The sequence below is a fragment of the Achromobacter sp. 413638 genome (assembly GCF_043119405.1).
Taxonomy (GTDB): Bacteria; Pseudomonadota; Gammaproteobacteria; order Burkholderiales; family Burkholderiaceae_B; genus Achromobacter.
The window spans coordinates 1-19,787 of the sequence record NZ_JBICCO010000115.1; the positions used below are offsets into that span (position 1 = coordinate 1).

The window sequence follows — 19,787 nt, forward strand, 5'->3', positions numbered from 1 at the left end:
GGGGGGGGCGGACTTGGGGGGCGGGGGGGGGGGGGGGCGGGCGGCCCCCCACGCCGCTGATCGTGCGCACGCGGCATCTGTCCAACAAGGTCGGCTCGCTGTGGTCCTATACCCGGCTGCCGCACTGCGTCACCACCGTCAGCGACCACGTGCGCCAGCACCTGATCGATCGCGGCGTGCCGCCGGATCGCGTGGCCACCGTGTACTCGCCCATCGTGCTGCCGCCGCCCGTGGAGCATTCCACGCTGCGCGGCGAGCTGGGCCTGGCCCAGGACGACGTGGTGGTCGGCTGTGTGGCCGTGATGCGCGCCACCAAGGGCCACAAGGACCTGATCGACGCGATCGCTCCGCTGATGGCCAGCCGTCCCAAGCTGCACCTGGTGTTCGTCGGGGGCGGCTCGCCGGTATTCGAGCAGACCCAGGAATACGTGGCGCAACTGGGCCTGCAGGACCGCATCCACCTGATGGGCATGCGGCGCGACGTGCCCAACCTGCTGGCCGGTTTCGACCTGTTCGCGCTGGCTACCCAGCAGGAAGCGTCCGGCACCGTCTACGTCGAGGCGCAGGCCAGCGGCCTGCCCGTGGTCGGCACGGACGTGGGCGGCGTGTCCGAGATGTTCCGCGACGGCGAGACCGGCATCCTGGTGCCGCCCAAGGATCCGGCGGCGCTGGCCGCCGCGCTGACGCGATTGATCGACGATCCGGCACTGCGCCGCGCCATGGGCGAGGCCGGCCGCAAGCTGGTCTGGGACGAGGGCGTGTTCTCGCCGTCGCGGTTGGCCGAGAACACCGAGGCGGTCTACGGCAAGTGGCTGGCGGAGCGCGGCAAATGAGCTCGCGCAGCGCGCCCAACGTGCCGGTGCTGATGTACCACCACGTGACGCCGGCCGGCGGCATGATCGCCGCCACGCCGGACGTGTTCGAGGACCAGATCGCGCGCCTGGCGCGCGCCGGCTACCAGTCGCTGTCGGCCGATCAGTTCGCCGCCTACCTGGCCGGCGCGCCCGTGCCCGAGCGTTCGGTGCTGATCACCTTCGATGACGGCTACCTGAACAACTGGGTCCACGCGCATCCGGTGCTGGCGCGCCACGGCATGCGCGCCGTCCTGTTCATCATCACCGGCTGGATCGGCGACGGCCCCGTCCGGCCGCATGCGGGGCAGGGCGGCCCGCTGCCCGCCACGCCGGACCACGACGCCTGCAAGCAGCTGGTCGCCGCCGGCCGCGCCGACGAGGTCATGCTGCGCTGGAGCGAGATCGAAGCCATGCGCGCCGCCGGCACGTTCGAATTCCATTCCCATACCCACACGCACACGCGCTGGGACAAGGAATGCGCCGGCGACGTCCAGGCCAAGCGCGCCCGCATCGCCGACGAGCTGCGGCTGTCGCGCGAGGCGCTGGCCGGCCGCCTGGGCAGCGTCAGCGACCACCTGTGCTGGCCGCAGGGTTATTTCGACGCCGACTACGTGGCGGCGGCGCGCGAGGCCGGCTTCCGGCACCTGTACACTACCGACCCTTTCGGCCAGAACACGCCCGGCGCGGATCCCGAGCACATCTACCGCTTCGCGGTGCGCAATCGCGGCGGCTCCTGGCTCAACCGGCGCATCTGGCTGTCGCGCGACCCGTTCTGGGGTCCGCGCTACCACGCCTGGAAAGCCTGGAAAAAGCGTCTTAGGAATCGCGGATGAAGCTATCGGTCATCATCATCACCAAGAACGAGGCGGCCAACATCGCCAAATGCCTCAAGTCCGTGGACTTCGCCGACGAATTCATCGTGGTGGACTCCGGCAGCACCGACGGCACGGTCGAGCTGGCCCGCGCGCTGGGCGCGCGCGTGGAAGTGACGAGCGACTGGCCCGGTTTCGGGCCGCAGAAGAATCGCGCCGTGGACCTGGCGACCGGCGACTGGGTGCTGTCCATCGACGCCGACGAACTGGTCACGCCCGAACTGGCGCGCGAGATCCAGGAAACGCTCAAGGCGCCGCGCGGCGATGTCTATGAAATGCCGCGCCTGTCCAATTTCTGCGGCCGCGACATCCGCCACAGCGGCTGGTGGCCCGACTACGTGGTGCGCCTGTTCAAGCGCGGCACGGCGCGCTTCAACGACGCCTACGTGCATGAGCGCGTGGTGCCGAACGACGGCAAGCGCCCGTTGCAGCTCAAGGGCCATTTCCACCATTTTCCCTACGACACGCTGGACGCTCTGATCAACAAGATCAACCGCTATTCGTCGGACGCCGCCGCGTCGATGTACGCCAAGGGCCGGCGCACCTCGATCTTCGGCGCGCTGGGGCACAGCTTCTGGACCTTCGTGCGGATCTACCTGATCCGCCGGGGCTTCCTGGACGGCCGCCACGGCCTGGTGCTGGCCGTCACCGCCGCGTCGGGCAGCTTCTACCGCTATTCGAAGCTGATGTTCCTGGCCGAGAAGAACAAGCAGTGAAGATCCTCTACACGAACTTCCACGGCGGCAACGGCGGCGGGCACGTCACCTACATCATCAACCTGGCGCGGGCGCTGTCGCGCGAACACCAGATCACCGTGGCGGCGCCGTCCACCAGCCGTCTGTACCGCTACGCCAAGGCGATTCCCGGCGTCACGGTCGAGGACATACGCTACACCACGCGCCCCTCGTCCTGGTTCGGCGACCGGGCCCGGCTGCGCCGGCTGATCAAGCGCGGCGGCTTCGACATCATCCACGCCAACGGCTCGGCCGACCACAAGCAGGTGATGCTGGCCACGCTGGCCATGGCGCGCCGCCCGCGCATCGTCTTCACCAAGCACAACGACCATCCGCTGACCAGCTTCGGCCACAAGCTGCGGGTGGCGCTGGCCACCGACCACGGCATCGCCGTCAGCGACTACATCCACGGCATCATGGCGGCGTCGCCTTACGGCCGGCGCCCCATCACCACCATCCGCCACGGCATCGACACGAATTTCTTCGCGCCGCCGCCGCCCGACAGCCTGGACAAGCTGCGCGAGCTGATCTTCGGGCCGGAATGGCGCGGCAAGCTGCTGCTGGGCAGCGCCGGCGGCACCGACTACGACAAGGGCTGGCTGGACCTGGTGGCCGCCGTGGCCGCGCTGCCGCCCGAGGACAAGGCGCGGGTGCTGCTGATGGTGGCCGGCGATCCGCCGTCCGAGGCGAAGCTGGCGCGCGTGCGCGAGCTGGGCATGATCGACCAGGTGCGCTTTCCGGGCCTGCTGGACGATGTGCGCGCCTCGCTGGCGTCCTGCCATGCGGGTTTCGTGCTGTCGTACCGCGAGGCGCTGTCCTTCGCCTGCCGCGAGATCATGGGCCTGGGCCTGCCGGCCCTGGTCAGCGACGCCGGCGGCCTGCCCGAGAACGTGACCGACGGCGTGGACGGCTGGATCGTGCCGGTGCGCGACGTGCCGGCCATGACCGCCAGGCTGCGGCTGATGCTGGACCAGCCGGAAATGGTCCGGCAGATGGGCCGCAACGCCCGGGAAACAGCGCTGCGCGACTTCAACCTGCACCGTTTCGCCGCCGCCACGCTGGACGTCTACCAGCGTACGCTGGCTGGACGCTGACCTTATAATCCGGTCCATGCGTATCCCCATTCTCATGTACCACCAGATCGGCGAGCCCAATCCCAAGGGCACGCCGTTTCGCGGCCTGACGGTGCACCCGTCCGACTTCACCCGCCAGATGCGCTGGATGCGCCGGCTGGGTTATCGCGGCCTGTCCATGCGCGACGTCATGCCCTATGTGCGCGGCGAGCGCCAGGGCAAGGTGTTCGGCATCACGTTCGATGACGGTTTCCGCAACGTTTTCGAGAACGTCACGCCGGTGCTGAGCGAACTGGGTTTCACCGCCACCAATTACTTCGTCTCGCACCAGTTCGATGGCGGCAACGTCTGGGACAAGCACGTGGGCATTCCGCACGCGCCGCTCATGTCCGTGAGCGAGATGCGCGCCTGGGCCCAGGCCGGCAACGAAGTCGGCTCGCATACGCTGGACCACGTCCATCTGCCCGCGCTGCCGCCCGACGAGGCGCGCCGCCAGATCGTCCAGTCCAAGGACGAACTCGAACAGGCGCTGGGCGCGCCGGTCACGGCCTTCTGCTATCCGTATGGCGAGCAGCAGCAGGAACACCGCGACATGGCGCGCGAGGCCGGCTACGACAACGCCACGCTGACCGTGCGCGGCCGCGCCGGCGCCGATGACGATGTCTTCGGCCTGCCGCGCGTGACGGTATCGCGTTCGACCGGCATCCTCCGCTTCCTGCAGAAGTGCCTGACCCGGTATGAAGACTCCCGCCGGCGCGGTTGAACGGCGGCTGCGCATCGCGCTGCTCGTCGACCGTTTCGGCAACCGCTTCGGCGGCGCCGAGGCCTATGGCGTCGAGTTGATGCGGGTGCTGGGGCAGCGCCATGACATCGAGATCGTGGCGCGCGACTTCGACAGCGACCTGCCTTTCCCCTTCCTGCCCATCCGTTTCCCCGGCTGGCTGCCCAGTTGGATGCGCGTGCTGTATTTCGCATGGCGCGCCGACCGGCTCACGCGCGGCCGGTTCGACATCGTGCATTCGCACATGAACGGCTGGGCCGGCGAGATCCAGGTCATGCACGTGACGCCGGTGCGCTACAACCGCCTGACCCGCGCCAAGCCGCTCAAGCGGCTGACCGCCTGGCTCAGCCCCCGGCTGGCGACCTACCTGCTGCTCGAGAAATCGCGCGTGCGTCCGGCGCCCGAGCGCCGCGTGGTGGCCGTGTCCGGGCTGATCATGGACCAGCTGCACCGCAGCTACGGTCCGGGCCTGGCCGTGGACATCATCGCGCCCGGCGTCAAGCTGCCCTCGGCCGCCGACGCCGCCCAGCGCCAGGCCGTGCGCGACCGGCTGGGCTGGGACGCCGACACCATCGGTTGCCTGCTGGTGGCGCGCAACCCGCTGCGCAAGGGGTTGCCGGCGCTGCTGGACGCCTTGGCGCAGCTGCCCGCGCACTACCGGCTGCTGGTGGTCGGGGCCGACGAAGCCACGCGCGAACGCGTGCGCGGCGCCGGCGCCATCGCGCACCGGGTCGCCCTGATCGAACCCACCCCCGAGGTCGCCCAGTATTTCAGCGCGGCCGACATCTACGCCCATCCCACGCTGAACGACAGCTACGGCATGGCGCCGCTGGAAGCCATGTCGCATGGCCTGCCGGTGGTGGTCAGCTCGCCCGCCTACTGCGGCTTCGCGCAGTATCTGTCGGCGGGCAAGGACGCGCTGATCCTGCAGGATCCGCGCAACGGCGCGCAGCTGGCGCAGGCGCTGGAGCGGCTTGGTTCGGAACCCGAACTGCGCGCCTCGCTGGCCGAGCGCGGCCTGGCCATCGCGCGCGAGCAGAGTTGGGAAGCGGTGGCGGCGCGCTATGAGAATCTCTATGCGCAGGTGCTGCGCGAACGGGAGCAGGCCACGGCCTGAACCCTATGCAAAACGGGGCTCTGGCAGCCCCGTTTTCTTCTTGCCGTCGTCCGTGGCGACCAGGCCCGGCATTGGTTCAAGTGGACACGGAAGTTTCCCGCTCCAGCCAGCTGAGCCAATGCATCGCCTGCTCCCGACTGCCCCCGCACATCTCGGCCGACGGCCGCAGCCCGCTGCAGACGGCCGGCCGCTCGGGCTGCCCGAAAATCCCGCAGCGCTCATCCGCCAGCAACTGCACACAGCGCACGCCGGCCGGCTTGCCATCCGGCATGCCAGGGATCGGACTGGAAATCGACGGCGCAGTACAACAGGCCCCACAACCAGGCCGGCAGTCCTGCCCCTGCAAATGCACATTCATAGATCTTATTTATCCACGCCAGCAACCCTGGTCCACGCCAGCAACCACCGCGACCCGGGCCGCGCGGAGCCGGCTCCGCCGGTCCGCAGCGGCGCCCCCTTGAGGGGGAAGCGCCGCAGGCGCTTCGGGGGTGGACCTACACCCAGCCGCGCAGCCAGTAGACGAACAGGCCCGCGTATTCCTTGATGATGGAGCGGCTGGCGTCGAACGTGCGCTGGTCGGGCACCCACAGCGACAGCGAGCCGTCGGTGGGCGGCACGATCTGCGGCGGCGCCGGCGCGGCGATGGCGACCACGCCCTGCTTGGCGAAGGCGGCCATGGCGCGCGGCATGTGCAGCGCGGAGGTCACCAGCAGGATCTTGCCGATGCCGCGGGCCTTGAGCTGGTCCTCGGTCATGGCGGCGTTCTCGTAGGTGGTGCGGCTGGAGTTCTCCAGGATCAGCGCCGTTTCCGGCACGCCCTGCTGGCGGATGGCGTGGGCCATGCCGCGGGCTTCGCTGACGTCGCCTTCCAGCGCGCCGCCCGACAGCAGCACCTTGGGCGCGCGGCCGGCCAGGTAGAGCTGGGCGGCGATGTCGATCCGCACCACGGCCTTGTCTTTTTCATAAGGCAGGAACCAGTTGGCGCGGCCGTTGGCCGTGTTGCCGCCCAGCACCACGATCGCGTCGGCGGTCGGGGATTGCTCGGGCGACAGGTGGGGATAGCGGCTTTCCAGCGCTCCGCCCAGCCAGACCGAGGTTACCGGCAGCGACCAGGCCAGCGCCCATAGCAGGCCCGCGACGATCAGCGCGCCGCCGGTCTTGCGCAGCCGGAACAGGCCCAGCACCAGGCCGATGACGACCAGCGTCATGCACAGGTTGAATGGAATGATGAGGTTGGTCAGATAGCTGGAAAAGGTCATGTCTAAACAATCCGGTTACTGCTGGCCGTCCAGCAGGCGCCTGGCCTGCCGTTCGACTTCATCCTCCGGCGGCCATGCGTCTTCGGCGCCCACGCAGACCGCGCGCGGCGACCAGGGGCCGGTGCGGCCGGGCCGGGTGACGCCGAACAGCGTGAGCTGCCGTGCGGACGCTGCGGCGGCCACGTGCGAGACGCCGGAATCGTTGCAGATCACCAGGGCCGACCGCGCGGTCAGGGCGGCGAAGGCGCCGAGCGACAGCGGCGGCAGCAACTGGGCGGTCGGCGCATTGCGCCGGGCCTCGTCCGTTTCCGCGGGAGGAGGGCACATTACCACGGTATGGCCCTGATTCTGCAAGCCGCGGGTAAGTGTATCGAATCCTGGCCAGACTTTGACCTTGCCCTTGTGCAGGCCGGTGGCGGTGGGCGCGATCAGGACGAAGCGCTTGCCTGCCAGCCCGGCGGCGGCCAGGGCCTCGTCGGCCGCCCGCTCGTGGGCGGGCGTGAGCGGCAGGTCCAGCGTCGGGGCGGGTTGGGCCGGTCCGGCGGGCAGTCCCCAGCGCGTGAGCGCGGCGCGGGTCAGGTAGTGCCAGGATTCGACGGCGTGCAGGGATGCGTCCGGCTTGTCCACCGGCCAGCGCAGCAGCAGGCTGCGGCCGTCGTCCCGGTAGCCGGCCGACGGCAGGCCCGCCAGCCGGAACACCAGGGCGCTGGACAGCGAGTCGGGCAGCAGCAGGCCCCGGGCGCGCCTGCCGTCGGCGCCCAGCGCGCGGCGGTGGGCGCTGACGGCGGCCCGGTCGGGTCCGACCTTGCCTCGCATCGCGATGAAATCCTGCTTGTCGATGCCTTCCAGCAGGTCCCGCGCCCACGGGCGGGCGCAGATCACCAGGGGCAGGCCGGCCGCCTGCAGGGCGCGCAGGCTGGGCAGGCTCATGCAGACATCGCCAACCCAGTTGGGCAGGCGGACATACAGACAGCTGAATTCGGACATGGGCGGGCGCCGGGGCGCAGGTCAAGGACGGGACAGGGGGCGGACGGCGGCGCGCAGCCGGTACAATCCACCGCATAATTGTATTGAAGCGAGTGATTCCTTTGAATTCTGCCGCACGCAAAGCGACCTTGGGCTCCGAGCCTGTCAAAGCCGAACTCTGGGGGCGGATCTACAAGCGCGTGGGCGCCTACTGGAAGGGCCTGGTGCTTGCCATCCTGCTGATGGCGGGCGCGGCGGCCACCCAACCCACGCTGGCGGTCATCATGAAACCGCTGCTCGACGAGGGCTTTTCCGGCGTCAAGCCGCATTATGTCTGGTCCTTGCCGCTGGCGGTGGTGGGACTGATCTTTGTGCGCGGGGTCTGCAATTTCTTCAGCGACTACCTGCTGGCCTGGGTGGCCAACAACGTGTTGCTGGGCATGCGCCGCGACATGTTCGAACGTCTGCTGGGGCTGCCCGACGCCGACTTCAAGACCGGCGACACCGGCCGCCTGCTGAACCGCTTCACCATCGACGCCGGCAACGTCACCGGCTACGCCACCGATGTGATTTCCGTGCTGGTGCGCGAAACCCTGGTCGTGATCGCGCTTATCTGCGTGCTGCTGTACATGTCGTGGGTGCTGACCCTGATCATCCTGATCATGCTGCCGGTGTCGGTGCTGGTCGCCCGCGTGTTCATCAAGCGCCTGCGCAGCATCAACCGCGACACGGTCAACATGAATGCCGAGCTGACCCGGGTGGTCAGCGAGGGCATCGACGGCCAGCGCGTCATCAAGCTGTTCGACGGCTATGAGGTCGAGCGCGGCCGCTTCGCCTTCGTCAGCGGCAAGCTGCGCCGCTTCGCCATGCGCACGACCACGGCCGACGCCGCGCTGACGCCGCTGACCCAGGTCTGCATTTCGATTTCTGTGGGCGCGGTGATCGCCGTCGCCCTCAGCCAGGCCAATAGCGGTTCCCTGACCGTGGGCAGCTTCGCCTCGTTCATGGCCGCCCTGGCGCAGATTTTCGATCCCATCAAGCGCCTGACCAACGTCGCCGCCCGCATGCAGAAGATGCTGGTGTCCGCCGAAAGCGTGTTCACGCTGATCGACCAGAAGCCGGAAATCGACCAGGGCACGCGCACGCTGCCCGAGCCGGTGCGCGGCCGCGTGGAATTCCGAGGCGTCGGCCATCGCTTCCCCGACGCCGACCGCGACACGCTGCACGACGTGTCCTTCACCGTCGAGCCCGGCCAGACCGTGGCGCTGGTGGGCCGCTCGGGCAGCGGCAAGACCACGCTGGTGAACATGCTGCCGCGCTTCGTGCTGGCCGAGACCGGAACCATCCTGGTCGACGACGTGCCCGTCAACGACCTGACGCTGCGCAGCCTGCGCTCGCATCTGTCGCTGGTCAGCCAGGACGTGGTGCTGTTCGACGACACCATCGCCGCCAACGTCGGCTACGGCGCGCTGGGCGAGGCGAGCGAGCAGCAGGTCCGCGACGCGCTCGCCGCCGCCAACCTGCTGGAATTCGTCGAGGGCCTGCCCAACGGCCTGCAGACCCAGGTGGGCGAGAACGCCGCGCGCCTGTCCGGCGGCCAGCGCCAGCGCCTGGCGATCGCGCGCGCCCTGATCAAGAACGCGCCCATCCTGATCCTGGACGAGGCCACCTCGGCCCTGGACAACGAGTCCGAGCGTCAGGTTCAAGCCTCGCTGGAACGCCTGATGCGCGGTCGCACCACGCTGGTCATCGCGCACCGCCTGTCCACCGTGCAGAACGCCGACCGTATCATCGTGCTGGACGCCGGCAGGATCGTCGAGCAGGGCGCCCATTCCGAGTTGCTGGCGGCCAATGGCCTGTACGCATCGCTCTACAAGATGCAGTTCCGCGAGGACTAGCCCTCCCCGAAGCGCTTGCGCGCTGCCCCTCGCGGCGCATGCCTGCGGACCGGCAAGGCCGGCTCCGCGGCATCCCGATGGGTGGCGATCGATGCTCTAGATGCCCGACTGAGGGCTGCCCGAACCAGGAGAAGCCTCATGTCCGTGCCCGCCGAAGGCAATCAACTCGTCAACGTCGTCGTGCTGCTGGGCGCGGCGGTGGTCGCGGTGCCGCTGTTCAAGCGGCTGGGGCTGGGGTCGGTGCTGGGGTATCTGGCGGCCGGCCTGGCGATCGGCCCGTTCGGCATCGGTTTCTTTTCCGATCCCAAGTCCATCCTGCACGTCGCCGAGCTGGGCGTGGTGATGTTCCTGTTCATCATCGGGCTGGAGATGCAGCCCTCGCGGCTGTGGAAGCTGCGCGGAGAGATCTTCGGCCTGGGCGTGGCCCAGGTGCTGGCCTGCGGCGCGCTGCTGACCGGGGTCGGCCTGCTGGCCGGGCTGTCGGCGCCGGCCGCGTTCATGGCGGCCATGGGCTTCGTGCTGTCCTCCACCGCCATCGTCATGCAGATCCTGGCCGAGCGCGACGAGACCGCCAGCGCCCAGGGCCAGCGCATCGTTTCCATCCTGCTGCTCGAGGACCTGGCCATCGTGCCGCTGCTGGCATTGGCCGCGCTGCTGGCGCCCGCCGGCGCCGGCGAGCGCGGCGATCCCTGGACCCAGGCCGCCATCGCGCTGGGTTGCGTGCTGGCGCTGCTGGCGGCTGGCCGATGGCTGCTCAATCCGCTGTTCCGCCTGCTGGCCGCCGCCCGCGCGCGCGAGGTCATGACGGCGGCGGCGCTGCTGGTGGTGCTGGGCTCGGCCTTGCTGATGGAGCTGGGCGGCCTGTCCACCGCGATGGGCGCATTCCTGGCCGGCGTGCTGCTGTCTGAATCCACTTTCCGGCATCAGCTGGAGGCCGAGGTCGAACCGTTCCGGGGCATTCTGCTGGGCCTGTTCTTCCTGGGCGTGGGCATGTCGCTGGATCTGTCCGCGGTGGCGCGCGAATGGCCGTTGATCCTGGCGGCGGTGCTGATCTTCATGGCGGTCAAGTCCATCGGCGTCTATGCCGTCGCCCGCGCGTTGCGCGCCTCCCATGGCGAGGCGCTGACCCGCGCCGCGCTGTTGGCCCAGGGCGGCGAGTTCGCCTTCGTGCTGTACGGCGCGGCCGCCGCGGTCGGCATTTTCGACGCCCATCTCGCGGCCGTGCTGACCGCCGTGGTCATCATTTCCATGGCGCTGACCCCGCTGTGCGTGCTGGCGCTGCGCTGGTTGCTGCCCAAGCCGGCGCCGTCCATGGACGGGGTGGACGTGGCGCGCGACCTGGACGGCTGCGCGCTCATCATCGGTTTCGGGCGGTTCGGCCAGATCGTCACCCAGGCCATGCTGGCGCGCGGCATCAAGGTGTCCATCCTTGACACCGACACGGACGCCATCCGGGCCGCCGCCAAATGGGGCGTGAAAGTCTATTACGGGGACGGAACCCGCGTGGACATGCTGCGCACCGCCGGCGCCGGGACCGCCAAGCTGATCCTGGTCTGCATCGACGATCCCAAGGCCGTCAACCATACGGTCAAGCTGATCAAGTCGGAATTCCCCCTGGTCAAGCTGGTGGTGCGCGCCTACGACCGCATTCATGCGCTGGCGCTGGTGAAGGAGGGCGTGGACTTCCAGGTGCGTGAAACCCTGGAGTCGGCCCTGGCCTTCGGTGAAGCCGCCCTGCGCGAGGCCGGGGTGCCGGCGGACGAGGCCGAGGAAGCGATGGCCGACGTGCGTCGGCGCGACGCCGAGCGCTTCGAGCTGGAAGTGGCCGGCGGCCTGTTCGCCGGCCGTTCCCTGCTGTACGGCAACATGAGCAGCCCGGCCGACGGCCGGAACGACCAGCCGGACCGGGAGGCGCCGGACAGTCACGAGGCCGCGCGCAGCACGTCCGTGTGACAAGCATTCGCGGCATCTATGTAAAGCGATCTTTGCATTTATTTTCGCTTCATTTCACGCGCAAGCCGCGCCTGCTGAGTTAGATTGGGCCGGTCGGTTCTTCATTCCGAAGAGCCCGCCGCCAGGAGGCCGCCATGCTGCAATCAGATCGCATCACCACGCCGCCGCAAGCCATCGGTTTCGAGCTTGCCCGCCGACAGGCCGCCGTGCTGCGCTGCGGATTTTCAGCGCAGGCGATGCGCGAGCTGGTATCGCACACGGGGGCGGGCGGGCCGGCCTGGGCCATCGGCGCCCACCGTGAAACGGACAAGGCGCGTGGCGCCAAGGGCTTTCCGTTCCGCATCGCCGCCGCCGTGTCCTGATTCGGCGGCCGGCCGGCGTCAGGGCTGGGCCATCGCCGTGCGGCTCTTGCCGGCCGACTTCGCCAGGTACAGGGCCCGGTCGGCCGCGTGCAGCACCGAGGCCCTGTCGGCGCCGTGGCGCGGAATCAAGGCGATGCCGACGCTGCCGCCGATGCTCACCGGCTTGTCCTGGTCCAGATCGTAGGGCAGGGAAACCGAGGCAATGATGCGTTCGCCCAGTTCGCGCGCTTCGGCCTCGGACAAGCGGCCGGCCAGCAGCACGAATTCGTCGCCGCCGATGCGCGCGGCCACCGCGTCCGCCGGCTTGAGCGCGACCAGGCGTGCGGATACCTGGGTCAGCAACGTATCGCCCACCGCGTGGCCGTAGGTGTCGTTGACGGCCTTGAAGCCGTCCAGGTCCAGATACAGCACCGCATATTCCGCCTGTCCGTGGCCGGCGTTGCGGACGGCGATGTCCAGCGCGCCGAACAGGCCGTGACGGTTGAGCAGGCCGGTCAGCGAATCCTGGCGGGCATGCAGCTCGTTCTCGCGCCGGGCGAGCATGGTGGACACCAGCATGTCGTTCAGCCGGTACGAGGCCATGGACATGGACGTCATGTACAAGGGCACCTGCACCAGCACCAGCCACAGGATGGACTCGTGGGTGAACAGCGCGCCCAGCGCGCAGGGGCCGATGCTCAGTGCGACCATCGCCGCCGACAGGCGCGGCGCGCCGAAGTTGCGCACGCAGATGCCGCCGACCATCGACGCGGCCGACAGGCATGCCAGCGTGGCGGCGATCCAGTCGCCGCTGAGCAGGCTGATGAAGGTGCCGTAGCCCACGCTCAGCGCCCAGCAGAGCGCCAGCACCACGTACAGGTCCGTGTGCGTGGGCTTGCCGGCGAGCGCCGCCCGGCGGGCCGAGGTCAGCACCACGATGCGCGAGGCGCAGACCAGCGTTTCCAGCGCCAGCCACAGCAGGAAGGGCGGCTCGGGGCGGCGCAAGGTGATCAGCGCGGCGACCATCAGCGTATTGATGATGCCGCCGAAGAAGATCGGCAGGGAGCCGAACAGGCCGCCCAGCAGAGCGATCTGGATATCGGCGGGCACGTTGCGGCCGGGCTTGACCAGCCATTTCGTCAGGCGCCATGCCGGCAAGCTGTAGATCCGATCCTTTTTTTCCATGGTGTCTCGGAGGCGGCCGCGGGTCCGGTTCAATTCGGCTCGGTCCACGCGCGCGGCCGGATTGCGCCATGGTAGCCGGGGACGGCCGCGGGCGCATCATACGGCAAGTGCCCGCGTCATGTATTCACGGTGTGTTTACACCGTATGCAGCCGCTGCTTGCGCGGCTGCACATGGCCCGGCATTATCTGGCTGCTGCTTTACAGGATATGAATCCGGCCCTCGGCCGCCGCGAAGGAGCGCCGTCTTGATGCCCCACGGCTATGTGCACCGCGCCTTGTACACCTTGGCCGCGCTGGTCGCGGTGGGCATCTGCGTGGCCGCGGCGGCCTTGCTGTGGGTCGACCGGCGCGGCACCTGGGACGCGGCCTATGTCGCGTCGCGCAATCTGGCCGACGGGCTGGCCGGCGCCATCGGCCGCACGCTCCACGTCTACGACCTGTCCTTGCAGGGCGTGATCGAACGGTTGCACGAGCCGGGCGTGGCCTTGCTGGCGCCGCAGACGCTGCATCGCTTCCTGTTCGATCGTTCCGCCTCGGCCGAGTACCTGGGCACCATCCTGGTGCTGGACAGCGACGGCCTGGTCCGCTACGACTCCGCCTCCATCGCACCGCCGCTTACCAGCTTCGCCGATCGCGATTTCTTCCGGGTCCATCGCGATGCCGACGACGTGGGCATGTACCTCAGCCGCCCCTACCGCAGCCGCCTGCGCGGCGGCGACGAGAGCCTGGCGGTCAGCCGGCGGCTGTCCAATCCCGATGGCAGCTTCGCCGGCGTGGTCGTGGGCACGCTGCGCCTGGCGTATTTTCGCGATCGCTTTGCGGGCCTGTCGATCGGCGAGCGCGACGTCATCACCGTGTTCCGCAACGACGGCGCGGTGCTGGCGCGCGACCCGTATTCCATGAGCGACCTGGGCGACGACCTTGCCATGTCGCCGGCCTTCCAGCAGTTCCTGATCCGGCGGGAGGGCGCCTTTGTCGGCATGCTGTCGCCAGACGGCGTGCGTCGCCTCTATACATTCGACAGTGTGGAAGGCACGCCCGTGGTGGTCGCCGTGGCGTTGGCCGTGGACGAGGTGCTGCAGCCCTGGGTGCGCCGGGCGATGCTGATCGTACCCGTCACCATCGCCCTGTCGGCGGCGATGCTGGCGCTGATGCTGCTGTATCGCCGGGAAATGGCGCGGCGCGGCGAGGTCGAGCGCAGGCTGGAGGCGCAGGCGCATACCGATGGCCTGACGGGCATATCCAATCGCAGGCTGTTCGACGAGGTGCTTGAGCGCGAGTGGCAAAGCGCGCTGCGCGAGCGCGCGCCGCTGTCCCTGCTGTTCGTGGATGCGGACCATTTCAAGCGCTACAACGACCGCTATGGGCATCAGGAAGGTGACGCGCTGTTGCGGCGGCTGGCCCAGGCCATCCGCCAGAAGGCCCGGCGGCCGCGCGACCTGGCGGCGCGCTATGGCGGGGAAGAGTTCGTGCTGTTGCTGCCGCGCACGGAAGGGCGGCAGGCCCTCGCCATCGCTGAACGCCTGCGCAAGTCGGTCGCCGCCTTGCGGCTGCCGCACCAGGACAATGGCGGGGGCATCGTCACGCTGAGCATCGGGGTGGCGTCGGCGCTGCCCGAGCCAGGGCAGGCGGCGGCCAGCCTGGTCGAAGCCGCGGACGCGGCGGTCTATCGCGCCAAGGAAGCCGGCCGCAACCGCGTGTTCATGGCCGGACGGTAAGGCGCCGGCGTGCCGGTAGCGCGCGCCGCCCGCAAGGCGGCGCGCTTCAGGCAAGGGCTCAGCGGCCCAGCATCACGGCCTGCAGGCGGGTGTGGGCCTGCTGCACGTTGCGCGCCTGGGTGTTCAGGTCTTGCAGCATCGTGTTCAATTCCTTCTGAACGGCCGGATCGCTGACCTGGACGGTCGAGCCGGAGATCTGGATTTCCTTCTGGTGCTGGGCGACGTAGTCGGCGATCTTCAGGCTGCTGTCGAAAGTGGCGTTGATCTGCGGCAGCACGCTGCGGAAGGTGTCGGCCGGCAGCGTCACGGTCTTTTCATAGGCCTTGGCATAGACGGCCTTCAGGTCGTCGGGCTGCTTGAGCTGCGCGCGGGCGGCGTCGGCCTTGCCTTGCTGCTCCTTCAGCGCCGTGCCCATGTCATTGAGCGCCGTCTGCACCGTCTTCAGGTCGTCGCGGCGAGCGACGATGTCGCTCAGTGTACGCATGCCGCCCTTTTGCATCAGGCTGTTCAGCGGCTTGACCGATGCGTCCATGCCCGAGTTGAAATCCGTGATCACGGCGTAGTGCGCGGCGTAGTCGCCGAAGGACTTCTTTTCTTCCGCCGTCAGCTGCGGCACGCGCACGCCGGGTTTGTCGATGATGCGGGTCTGCAGGAATTGCGTGAACGCGGCGCGTTGCTCGGGTTCCTTGTCGCCGCAGGCGGCGAGCAGCAAGGGCAGCGCCAGGGCCAGGGCGACGATCGGGCGGAAAAGGAATTTCATGGAAAAGCTCCTGTGTTGCGGGATATCGGGCGAGCCGCCGGGCAGCAACGCCAAGCGCCGGGAGCTTATCGACTGCTCCCGGCGCCTGCCACAGGTTTAAGACTTGTTTGCAAACGAAGTGGAATGAAACAACTCGGTCACAGAACGATGTGATTCGCGCGTCGTTTGCTGCTACGTGCGCGCGGCGCGCGCTTAGCGGGGTGCCTGGACGGGCCCTAGACCACGAATTGCGGCCGTCCTTCACGGACCCAGCGGGCGTAGCGCGCATCAATGGCCGGGGCCAGCCGTTCGTAGTGTTCCCAGGTGTCCGGCACGCTGTAGAGCGAGGCTTCGTTCACCGAGAAGGCGGCGAAGTAGTCGTCGATGTAGCGGCTGTCGTGATCGTCGCCCACGTAGTACGCCAGGGCGAAGGCGGCGCCCTCGGCATTCAGATCTTCATCGATCAGTTTTTCGTCCAGCTCGGTGATCAGGAACTGGGCGCCCGTCAATTCCCGGCGTTGCAAAGCGGCCAGCGCCTCGGCCGAATCGTCGATCAGCTCCTCGCCCGCCATGCCGTGCAACAACGCCCAGGCCAGGAACATGCCGATGTGGGTGGCGGCGGCGGATTCAGGCAGGTCGGCGGGATAATCGCCCTCGTAGTGCCAGGATGCATCGTCGAATTTCATCAGGATCTGTGTTCCTTGTCGTGGGAGGGCCACCCGCGCGCCGGGCGGTGCGGGATTCAGAAAACCAGCGGGCGCAGCACCAGCACCCAGACCGCCAGCAACAGGGCCAGCACGCTGATGGCCAGCGAGGCGGTGGCGCCCGCGCGGCCCAGGTCGGCCCGATGGGCGCCTCGACGCCAGCCCGCATAAGTGAGGCCGGCCAGCGCCAGCCAGCCGAGCGCCGCGCCGGCATAGGGCAGGCCGTCGGCGATGCGCGGCAGGAGATTCCAGGCGACCAGCACGCCGAGCAGGGTCAGCGTGCTGCAGAGCAGGGCCATGAAACCCAGCCTGGGACTGAGCCGCATCAGGAAGGACTGAATGCCGCCGGCGATGAAAGCATAGGCCGCGAGCTTGGCGGCGCCGGCCTCGGTGTTGCCGTTCAGGATCAGGGCGAGCGGCGCGCGCGAGCCGGTGCCGCGCAGGAAATAGTAGAAGACGCCGGCGGCGACCGCGCCGAAGCACAGGGCCAGGACGCCGTGCCAGCGCGCGCGCGGGCGGGACGGCGGATGGGCGGCGATAACGGGCGAGGGTAGGTTCATCGGTGATTCCTGTGGCGGTGTTCGCGGGTGGGGCATGTGCTCGGTGCTTGAGGCAGATGCCGGTTCGTCGGCGTGCGGCGTGCGGTGTCTTGCCCTGCCCGCCGACGCTGTGCGGACAGCAACCGGGTTCCGGATTCGGTAGGCGGAGCCGGGCAACCCGTCGGGCCGTATGTCAAACCAGGATGATGTCGTACTTCTCTTGCGTATACGTGCTTTCCACTTCCAGCGACACGCGCTTGCCCACGAAATCTCCCAGCATGGCCAGGTGCTGGCTTTCCTCTTCCAGGAAGAGATCCACCACTTCCTGCGAGGCGAGGATGCGGAACTCCTTGGGATTGAACTGCCGCGCCTCGCGCAGGATTTCGCGCAGGATCTCGTAGCAGACCGTGCGCGGCGTGCGCACGTTGCCGCGCGCCTCGCACATGGGGCAGGGTTCGCAGAGCTGGTGCGCCAGCGAATCGCGGGTCCGCTTGCGCGTCATCTCCACCAGGCCCAGCTGTGTGAAGCCGTTGACGGTCATGCGGGTGCGGTCGCGTGAAAGCGCCTTCTTCAGCTCGGCCAGCACGGTGTCGCGGTGCTCCTGCTCTTCCATGTCGATGAAGTCCAGGATCACGATGCCGCCCAGATTGCGCAGCCGCAGCTGGCGCGCGATGGCTTGCGCGGCCTCCAGGTTCGTCTTGAAGATGGTGTCGTCGAAATTCCGGCCGCCGACGAATCCGCCCGTGTTCACGTCGACCGTGGTCAGCGCCTCGGTCTGGTCGATGATCAGGTAGCCGCCGGACTTCAGGTCCACGCGCCGCGACAGCGCGCGCGCGATTTCCTCGTCCACGTTCGCGGTATCGAACAGCGGGCGTTCGCCGCTGTAGTGACGCACCCGCTCCACCACCGACGGCGTATAGGTGCGCGCCCATTCCAGCATGGACGCGGTGGTGGTGCGCGAGTCCACCAGGATGGTGCCGGTGTTCGGACCGACCATGTCGCGCAGCACGCGCTGCGCCAGCGTCAGGTCCTGGTGCAGCAGGGCGGGGGCGGGCTGCGTGCGCGCCAGCGCCTGCACGCTGGTCCACAGCTTGCGCAGATAGGCCACGTCCGCGTTCAGTTCGTCGTCGTTGGCGCCTTCGGCCTGGGTGCGGACGATGAAGCCGCCTTTCTCCCCTTCGGGCATCAACGCCTGCAAGCGTTCGCGCAGCTGCGTGCGCTCGGTCTCGGAATCGATCTTCTGGGAAATGCCGATATGCGGATCATGCGGCAGATAGACCAGCATGCGGCCGGCCATGCTGATCTGCGTGGACAGCCGCGCGCCCTTGGTGCCCAGGGGGTCCTTGACCACCTGGACCATGATGGTCTGTCCTTCGAACAGCAGTTTTTCGATCGGCGTGGGCGGCAGCCCCTGGCTGCGCTCGCCCCGGTTCTCCCGCAGGTCTGCGATATGGATGAATGCCGCGCGTTCCAGCCCGATGTCGATGAATGCGCTTTGCATGCCCGGCAGCACGCGGACCACACGGCCCAGGTAAATATTGCCTACATGGCCGCGCTGGATGCTGCGCTCGACATGCAGTTCCTGCACCGCTCCCTGCTCGACCAGCGCGACGCGGGTCTCGAACGGGGTGACATTGATCAGGATGTCTTCGCTCATTGCGGTGGCAGTGGGCATGGGGCGGTCGTCTCCATTGAGTTGGGTGGGCGGCTTACAAGGCGAATAGTAAACGTACCGCCGGGGCAGGCAAGTCGAGACGGGGCGTTCTCGTTGACGAAGCTGGGGGGCGGGTGGCACGGAATGGTGGCTGGGGGCAGGTGTTCGAATCCTGTTTTGCACAGAGGGGCGCGTTGGAGGGAGAGGGGGGATGGGAGAAGGGAGAAGGGAGAAGGGAGAAGGGAGAAGGGAGAAGGGAGAAGGGAGAAGGGAGAAGGGAGAAGGGAGAAGGGGCGGCCTCTGATTCGCGCTCCGCGAAAACGGGATGGTGGTAGGGCGGGTGAAAGTTGAATGTGCCTGCTCGTACCTGGCCGTATTGGTGCTGTCGTACTGAAAACGGGGGCGATCGGTCCGTTTTGATCCTGACAAGGGGAGTAGGTGGCGCGGCCTTCTATATATAGGGTGTCGTCGTGCCCTATACATATAGGGATAAACAGGTTGGGCCAGTTCGGCTGTCTGGTCGCGATGAATGCGTCCTTGGCACTACTTGGCCTTGCGGCGTCAGAAGCGAGGCTGGCGTCAAAACCCCTGGGCAATGGGGCAGGAGCGAGGCAAGGCCAGATCCATCTCTACGCAGGCTGGCCGCGTCACACCAGTGACTGGAGCGATCTCACCGCAGATTGCGTCCGGCGCTCGGCATCCAACATCTTTTTTACGACCGCCGTGTGACAAGCGAAATTTCTGTGCTATAGTCTCGCTCCTTCGCAGTTCAAGCAGTTTTCTGAACCGCGAAGCCAAGCAGGACGCAACGGGTTGTTGGTTTTTCCAACGATCTGCCGCAGCGGCAAACGAGGTTCTTCGGGACGTTGAGCGCCAGGAGGTTATTGCAAGGTTCGGTGCAAATCAGGCAGAAGCCAGTTGCACAGACTGCAAAAATTGTGTTATAGTCTTGGGCTTGGCTGGTGGTGTTGATTCAGGGTTAACCCGGACGGGTGGTCTGAGCAAGATGACAAGCCAACCGAGGTGTAGCCAACCTTCGATGCGATGTAAATTGAATCGAAGCTGCGAATGGGAAGTTTGAGCGAAAGCGCAAGCGACCAAAAAGCAGGGTTGCAAGATAGGATGCAAATTAGGCAAAAGCCGGTTGCATAATCTGCAAAAGTTGTGTTATAGTTTCGGGCTTGGCAGTTGCCGAAAAGTTAGGGAATACCCTGATGTTTCGATAGCTGCTAAGAGGGAGGTCCGAAAGGGTTTTCCGACGAGACCTGAAGGGGTCGCCGTCAAGTGGGTGAAGCGAAATTAAACGCGACGCTGACTTGACAAGCGATAAAAACTTCTTCATAATCTCGTTTCTCTGCTGCTGAGACAGCAGTGACGCGAAAGCGGGTTGAAAGACCTGG

Annotated in this window: 18 protein-coding genes; 10 read left to right on the plus strand and 8 right to left on the minus strand. The window is 67.6% G+C overall.

Translation table 11 applies throughout. The features are described from left to right. The 6 genes from ACEU5R_RS29555 to ACEU5R_RS29580 form a co-directional block, all read left to right on the plus strand. Window positions 1-833 (plus strand): glycosyltransferase family 4 protein (locus tag ACEU5R_RS29555; RefSeq protein ID WP_392413362.1); only part of this gene is annotated, 833 nt, incomplete at its 5' end. Next, window positions 830-1,687: a polysaccharide deacetylase family protein gene (locus ACEU5R_RS29560; RefSeq protein WP_392413364.1), complete on the plus strand. Its 858-nt coding sequence runs from the start codon at window positions 830-832 to the stop codon at window positions 1,685-1,687. The genes ACEU5R_RS29555 and ACEU5R_RS29560, both read left to right, overlap by 4 nt. Then, a complete protein-coding gene (locus ACEU5R_RS29565; protein WP_212319122.1) occupies window positions 1,684-2,442 on the plus strand; it encodes a glycosyltransferase family 2 protein in 759 nt (252 codons plus the stop codon). Before ACEU5R_RS29560 ends, ACEU5R_RS29565 begins: the two co-directional genes overlap by 4 nt. Beyond that, window positions 2,439-3,554 (plus strand): glycosyltransferase, encoded by a 1,116-nt coding sequence (locus ACEU5R_RS29570; RefSeq protein ID WP_392413366.1) that lies wholly within the window; start codon window positions 2,439-2,441, stop codon window positions 3,552-3,554. The genes ACEU5R_RS29565 and ACEU5R_RS29570 overlap by 4 nt, the downstream gene beginning before the upstream one ends. Before the next feature lie 16 nt (window positions 3,555-3,570). Continuing rightward, window positions 3,571-4,296: a polysaccharide deacetylase family protein gene (locus ACEU5R_RS29575; protein ID WP_392413368.1), complete on the plus strand. Its 726-nt coding sequence runs from the start codon at window positions 3,571-3,573 to the stop codon at window positions 4,294-4,296. After that, window positions 4,271-5,431 carry a glycosyltransferase family 4 protein gene (locus ACEU5R_RS29580; RefSeq protein ID WP_392413369.1) on the plus strand — a complete coding sequence of 387 codons (1,161 nt, stop codon included), beginning with the start codon at window positions 4,271-4,273 and terminating at the stop codon, window positions 5,429-5,431. Before ACEU5R_RS29575 ends, ACEU5R_RS29580 begins: the two co-directional genes overlap by 26 nt. A gap of 76 nt (window positions 5,432-5,507) precedes the next feature. On the opposite strand, the gene ACEU5R_RS29585 is transcribed toward ACEU5R_RS29580, so the two are convergent. The 3 genes from ACEU5R_RS29585 to ACEU5R_RS29595 all read right to left on the minus strand — a co-directional run bounded on the left by ACEU5R_RS29585 (window position 5,508) and on the right by ACEU5R_RS29595 (window position 7,677). Next, complete coding sequence (locus ACEU5R_RS29585) at window positions 5,508-5,789, minus strand: YkgJ family cysteine cluster protein (protein ID WP_392413370.1); 282 nt, start codon at window positions 5,787-5,789, stop codon at window positions 5,508-5,510. Between the two features lie 136 nt (window positions 5,790-5,925). Then, window positions 5,926-6,690, minus strand: a complete 765-nt coding sequence (locus ACEU5R_RS29590; protein ID WP_103273628.1) for a YdcF family protein — start codon at window positions 6,688-6,690, stop codon at window positions 5,926-5,928. Between the two features lie 15 nt (window positions 6,691-6,705). Next, a complete protein-coding gene (locus ACEU5R_RS29595) occupies window positions 6,706-7,677 on the minus strand; it encodes a glycosyltransferase family 9 protein (protein ID WP_392413371.1) in 972 nt (323 codons plus the stop codon). 101 nt (window positions 7,678-7,778) lie between these two features. On the opposite strand from ACEU5R_RS29595, the gene msbA reads away from it, so the two are divergent. The 3 genes from msbA (at window position 7,779) to ACEU5R_RS29610 (ending at window position 11,869) form a co-directional block, all read left to right on the plus strand. After that, window positions 7,779-9,554: a lipid A export permease/ATP-binding protein MsbA gene (gene msbA / locus ACEU5R_RS29600; protein WP_103273630.1), complete on the plus strand. Its 1,776-nt coding sequence runs from the start codon at window positions 7,779-7,781 to the stop codon at window positions 9,552-9,554. 138 nt (window positions 9,555-9,692) lie between these two features. Beyond that, window positions 9,693-11,507: a monovalent cation:proton antiporter-2 (CPA2) family protein gene (locus tag ACEU5R_RS29605; RefSeq protein WP_392413373.1), complete on the plus strand. Its 1,815-nt coding sequence runs from the start codon at window positions 9,693-9,695 to the stop codon at window positions 11,505-11,507. 134 nt (window positions 11,508-11,641) lie between these two features. Next, complete coding sequence (locus tag ACEU5R_RS29610) at window positions 11,642-11,869, plus strand: hypothetical protein (RefSeq protein WP_212321533.1); 228 nt, start codon at window positions 11,642-11,644, stop codon at window positions 11,867-11,869. A gap of 18 nt (window positions 11,870-11,887) precedes the next feature. Here the strand turns inward: ACEU5R_RS29610 and ACEU5R_RS29615 are convergent, their stop codons facing one another. Beyond that, window positions 11,888-13,033: a diguanylate cyclase domain-containing protein gene (locus ACEU5R_RS29615; protein ID WP_392413374.1), complete on the minus strand. Its 1,146-nt coding sequence runs from the start codon at window positions 13,031-13,033 to the stop codon at window positions 11,888-11,890. A 248-nt stretch (window positions 13,034-13,281) separates the two neighbouring features. Here ACEU5R_RS29615 and ACEU5R_RS29620 point away from each other — a divergent pair, with 248 nt between their 5' ends. After that, window positions 13,282-14,751 carry a diguanylate cyclase gene (locus ACEU5R_RS29620; protein ID WP_369869670.1) on the plus strand — a complete coding sequence of 490 codons (1,470 nt, stop codon included), beginning with the start codon at window positions 13,282-13,284 and terminating at the stop codon, window positions 14,749-14,751. A gap of 58 nt (window positions 14,752-14,809) precedes the next feature. Here ACEU5R_RS29620 and ACEU5R_RS29625 read toward each other — a convergent pair whose 3' ends face one another. The 4 genes from ACEU5R_RS29625 to rng all read right to left on the minus strand — a co-directional run bounded on the left by ACEU5R_RS29625 (window position 14,810) and on the right by rng (window position 18,390). Beyond that, a complete protein-coding gene (locus tag ACEU5R_RS29625; protein ID WP_103273635.1) occupies window positions 14,810-15,511 on the minus strand; it encodes a DUF3053 domain-containing protein in 702 nt (233 codons plus the stop codon). Window positions 15,512-15,726: 215 nt separating this feature from the next. Continuing rightward, window positions 15,727-16,176, minus strand: a complete 450-nt coding sequence (locus tag ACEU5R_RS29630) for a hypothetical protein (RefSeq protein WP_392413376.1) — start codon at window positions 16,174-16,176, stop codon at window positions 15,727-15,729. Window positions 16,177-16,232: 56 nt separating this feature from the next. Continuing rightward, window positions 16,233-16,754 (minus strand): hypothetical protein, encoded by a 522-nt coding sequence (locus tag ACEU5R_RS29635; RefSeq protein WP_103273637.1) that lies wholly within the window; start codon window positions 16,752-16,754, stop codon window positions 16,233-16,235. 172 nt (window positions 16,755-16,926) lie between these two features. Further along, window positions 16,927-18,390, minus strand: a complete 1,464-nt coding sequence (gene rng / locus ACEU5R_RS29640; protein ID WP_103273638.1) for a ribonuclease G — start codon at window positions 18,388-18,390, stop codon at window positions 16,927-16,929. Window positions 18,391-19,787: the final 1,397 nt, after the last annotated feature.

What these genes read in the sequence shown, in the direction of transcription:
- ACEU5R_RS29560 (WP_392413364.1), top strand. Translation starts at nt 830, where the DNA reads ATGAGCTCGCGCAGCGCGCCCAACGTGCCGGTGCTGATGTACCACCAC.
- ACEU5R_RS29565 (WP_212319122.1), top strand. Translation starts at nt 1,684, where the DNA reads ATGAAGCTATCGGTCATCATCATCACCAAGAACGAGGCGGCCAACATC.
- ACEU5R_RS29575 (WP_392413368.1), top strand. Translation starts at nt 3,571, where the DNA reads ATGCGTATCCCCATTCTCATGTACCACCAGATCGGCGAGCCCAATCCC.
- ACEU5R_RS29580 (WP_392413369.1), top strand. Translation starts at nt 4,271, where the DNA reads ATGAAGACTCCCGCCGGCGCGGTTGAACGGCGGCTGCGCATCGCGCTG.
- ACEU5R_RS29585 (WP_392413370.1), bottom strand. Translation starts at nt 5,789, where the DNA reads ATGAATGTGCATTTGCAGGGGCAGGACTGCCGGCCTGGTTGTGGGGCC.
- ACEU5R_RS29590 (WP_103273628.1), bottom strand. Translation starts at nt 6,690, where the DNA reads ATGACCTTTTCCAGCTATCTGACCAACCTCATCATTCCATTCAACCTG.
- ACEU5R_RS29595 (WP_392413371.1), bottom strand. Translation starts at nt 7,677, where the DNA reads ATGTCCGAATTCAGCTGTCTGTATGTCCGCCTGCCCAACTGGGTTGGC.
- ACEU5R_RS29605 (WP_392413373.1), top strand. Translation starts at nt 9,693, where the DNA reads ATGTCCGTGCCCGCCGAAGGCAATCAACTCGTCAACGTCGTCGTGCTG.
- ACEU5R_RS29610 (WP_212321533.1), top strand. Translation starts at nt 11,642, where the DNA reads ATGCTGCAATCAGATCGCATCACCACGCCGCCGCAAGCCATCGGTTTC.
- ACEU5R_RS29615 (WP_392413374.1), bottom strand. Translation starts at nt 13,033, where the DNA reads ATGGAAAAAAAGGATCGGATCTACAGCTTGCCGGCATGGCGCCTGACG.
- ACEU5R_RS29620 (WP_369869670.1), top strand. Translation starts at nt 13,282, where the DNA reads ATGCCCCACGGCTATGTGCACCGCGCCTTGTACACCTTGGCCGCGCTG.
- ACEU5R_RS29625 (WP_103273635.1), bottom strand. Translation starts at nt 15,511, where the DNA reads ATGAAATTCCTTTTCCGCCCGATCGTCGCCCTGGCCCTGGCGCTGCCC.
- ACEU5R_RS29630 (WP_392413376.1), bottom strand. Translation starts at nt 16,176, where the DNA reads ATGAAATTCGACGATGCATCCTGGCACTACGAGGGCGATTATCCCGCC.
- ACEU5R_RS29635 (WP_103273637.1), bottom strand. Translation starts at nt 16,754, where the DNA reads ATGAACCTACCCTCGCCCGTTATCGCCGCCCATCCGCCGTCCCGCCCG.
- rng (WP_103273638.1), bottom strand. Translation starts at nt 18,390, where the DNA reads ATGAGCGAAGACATCCTGATCAATGTCACCCCGTTCGAGACCCGCGTC.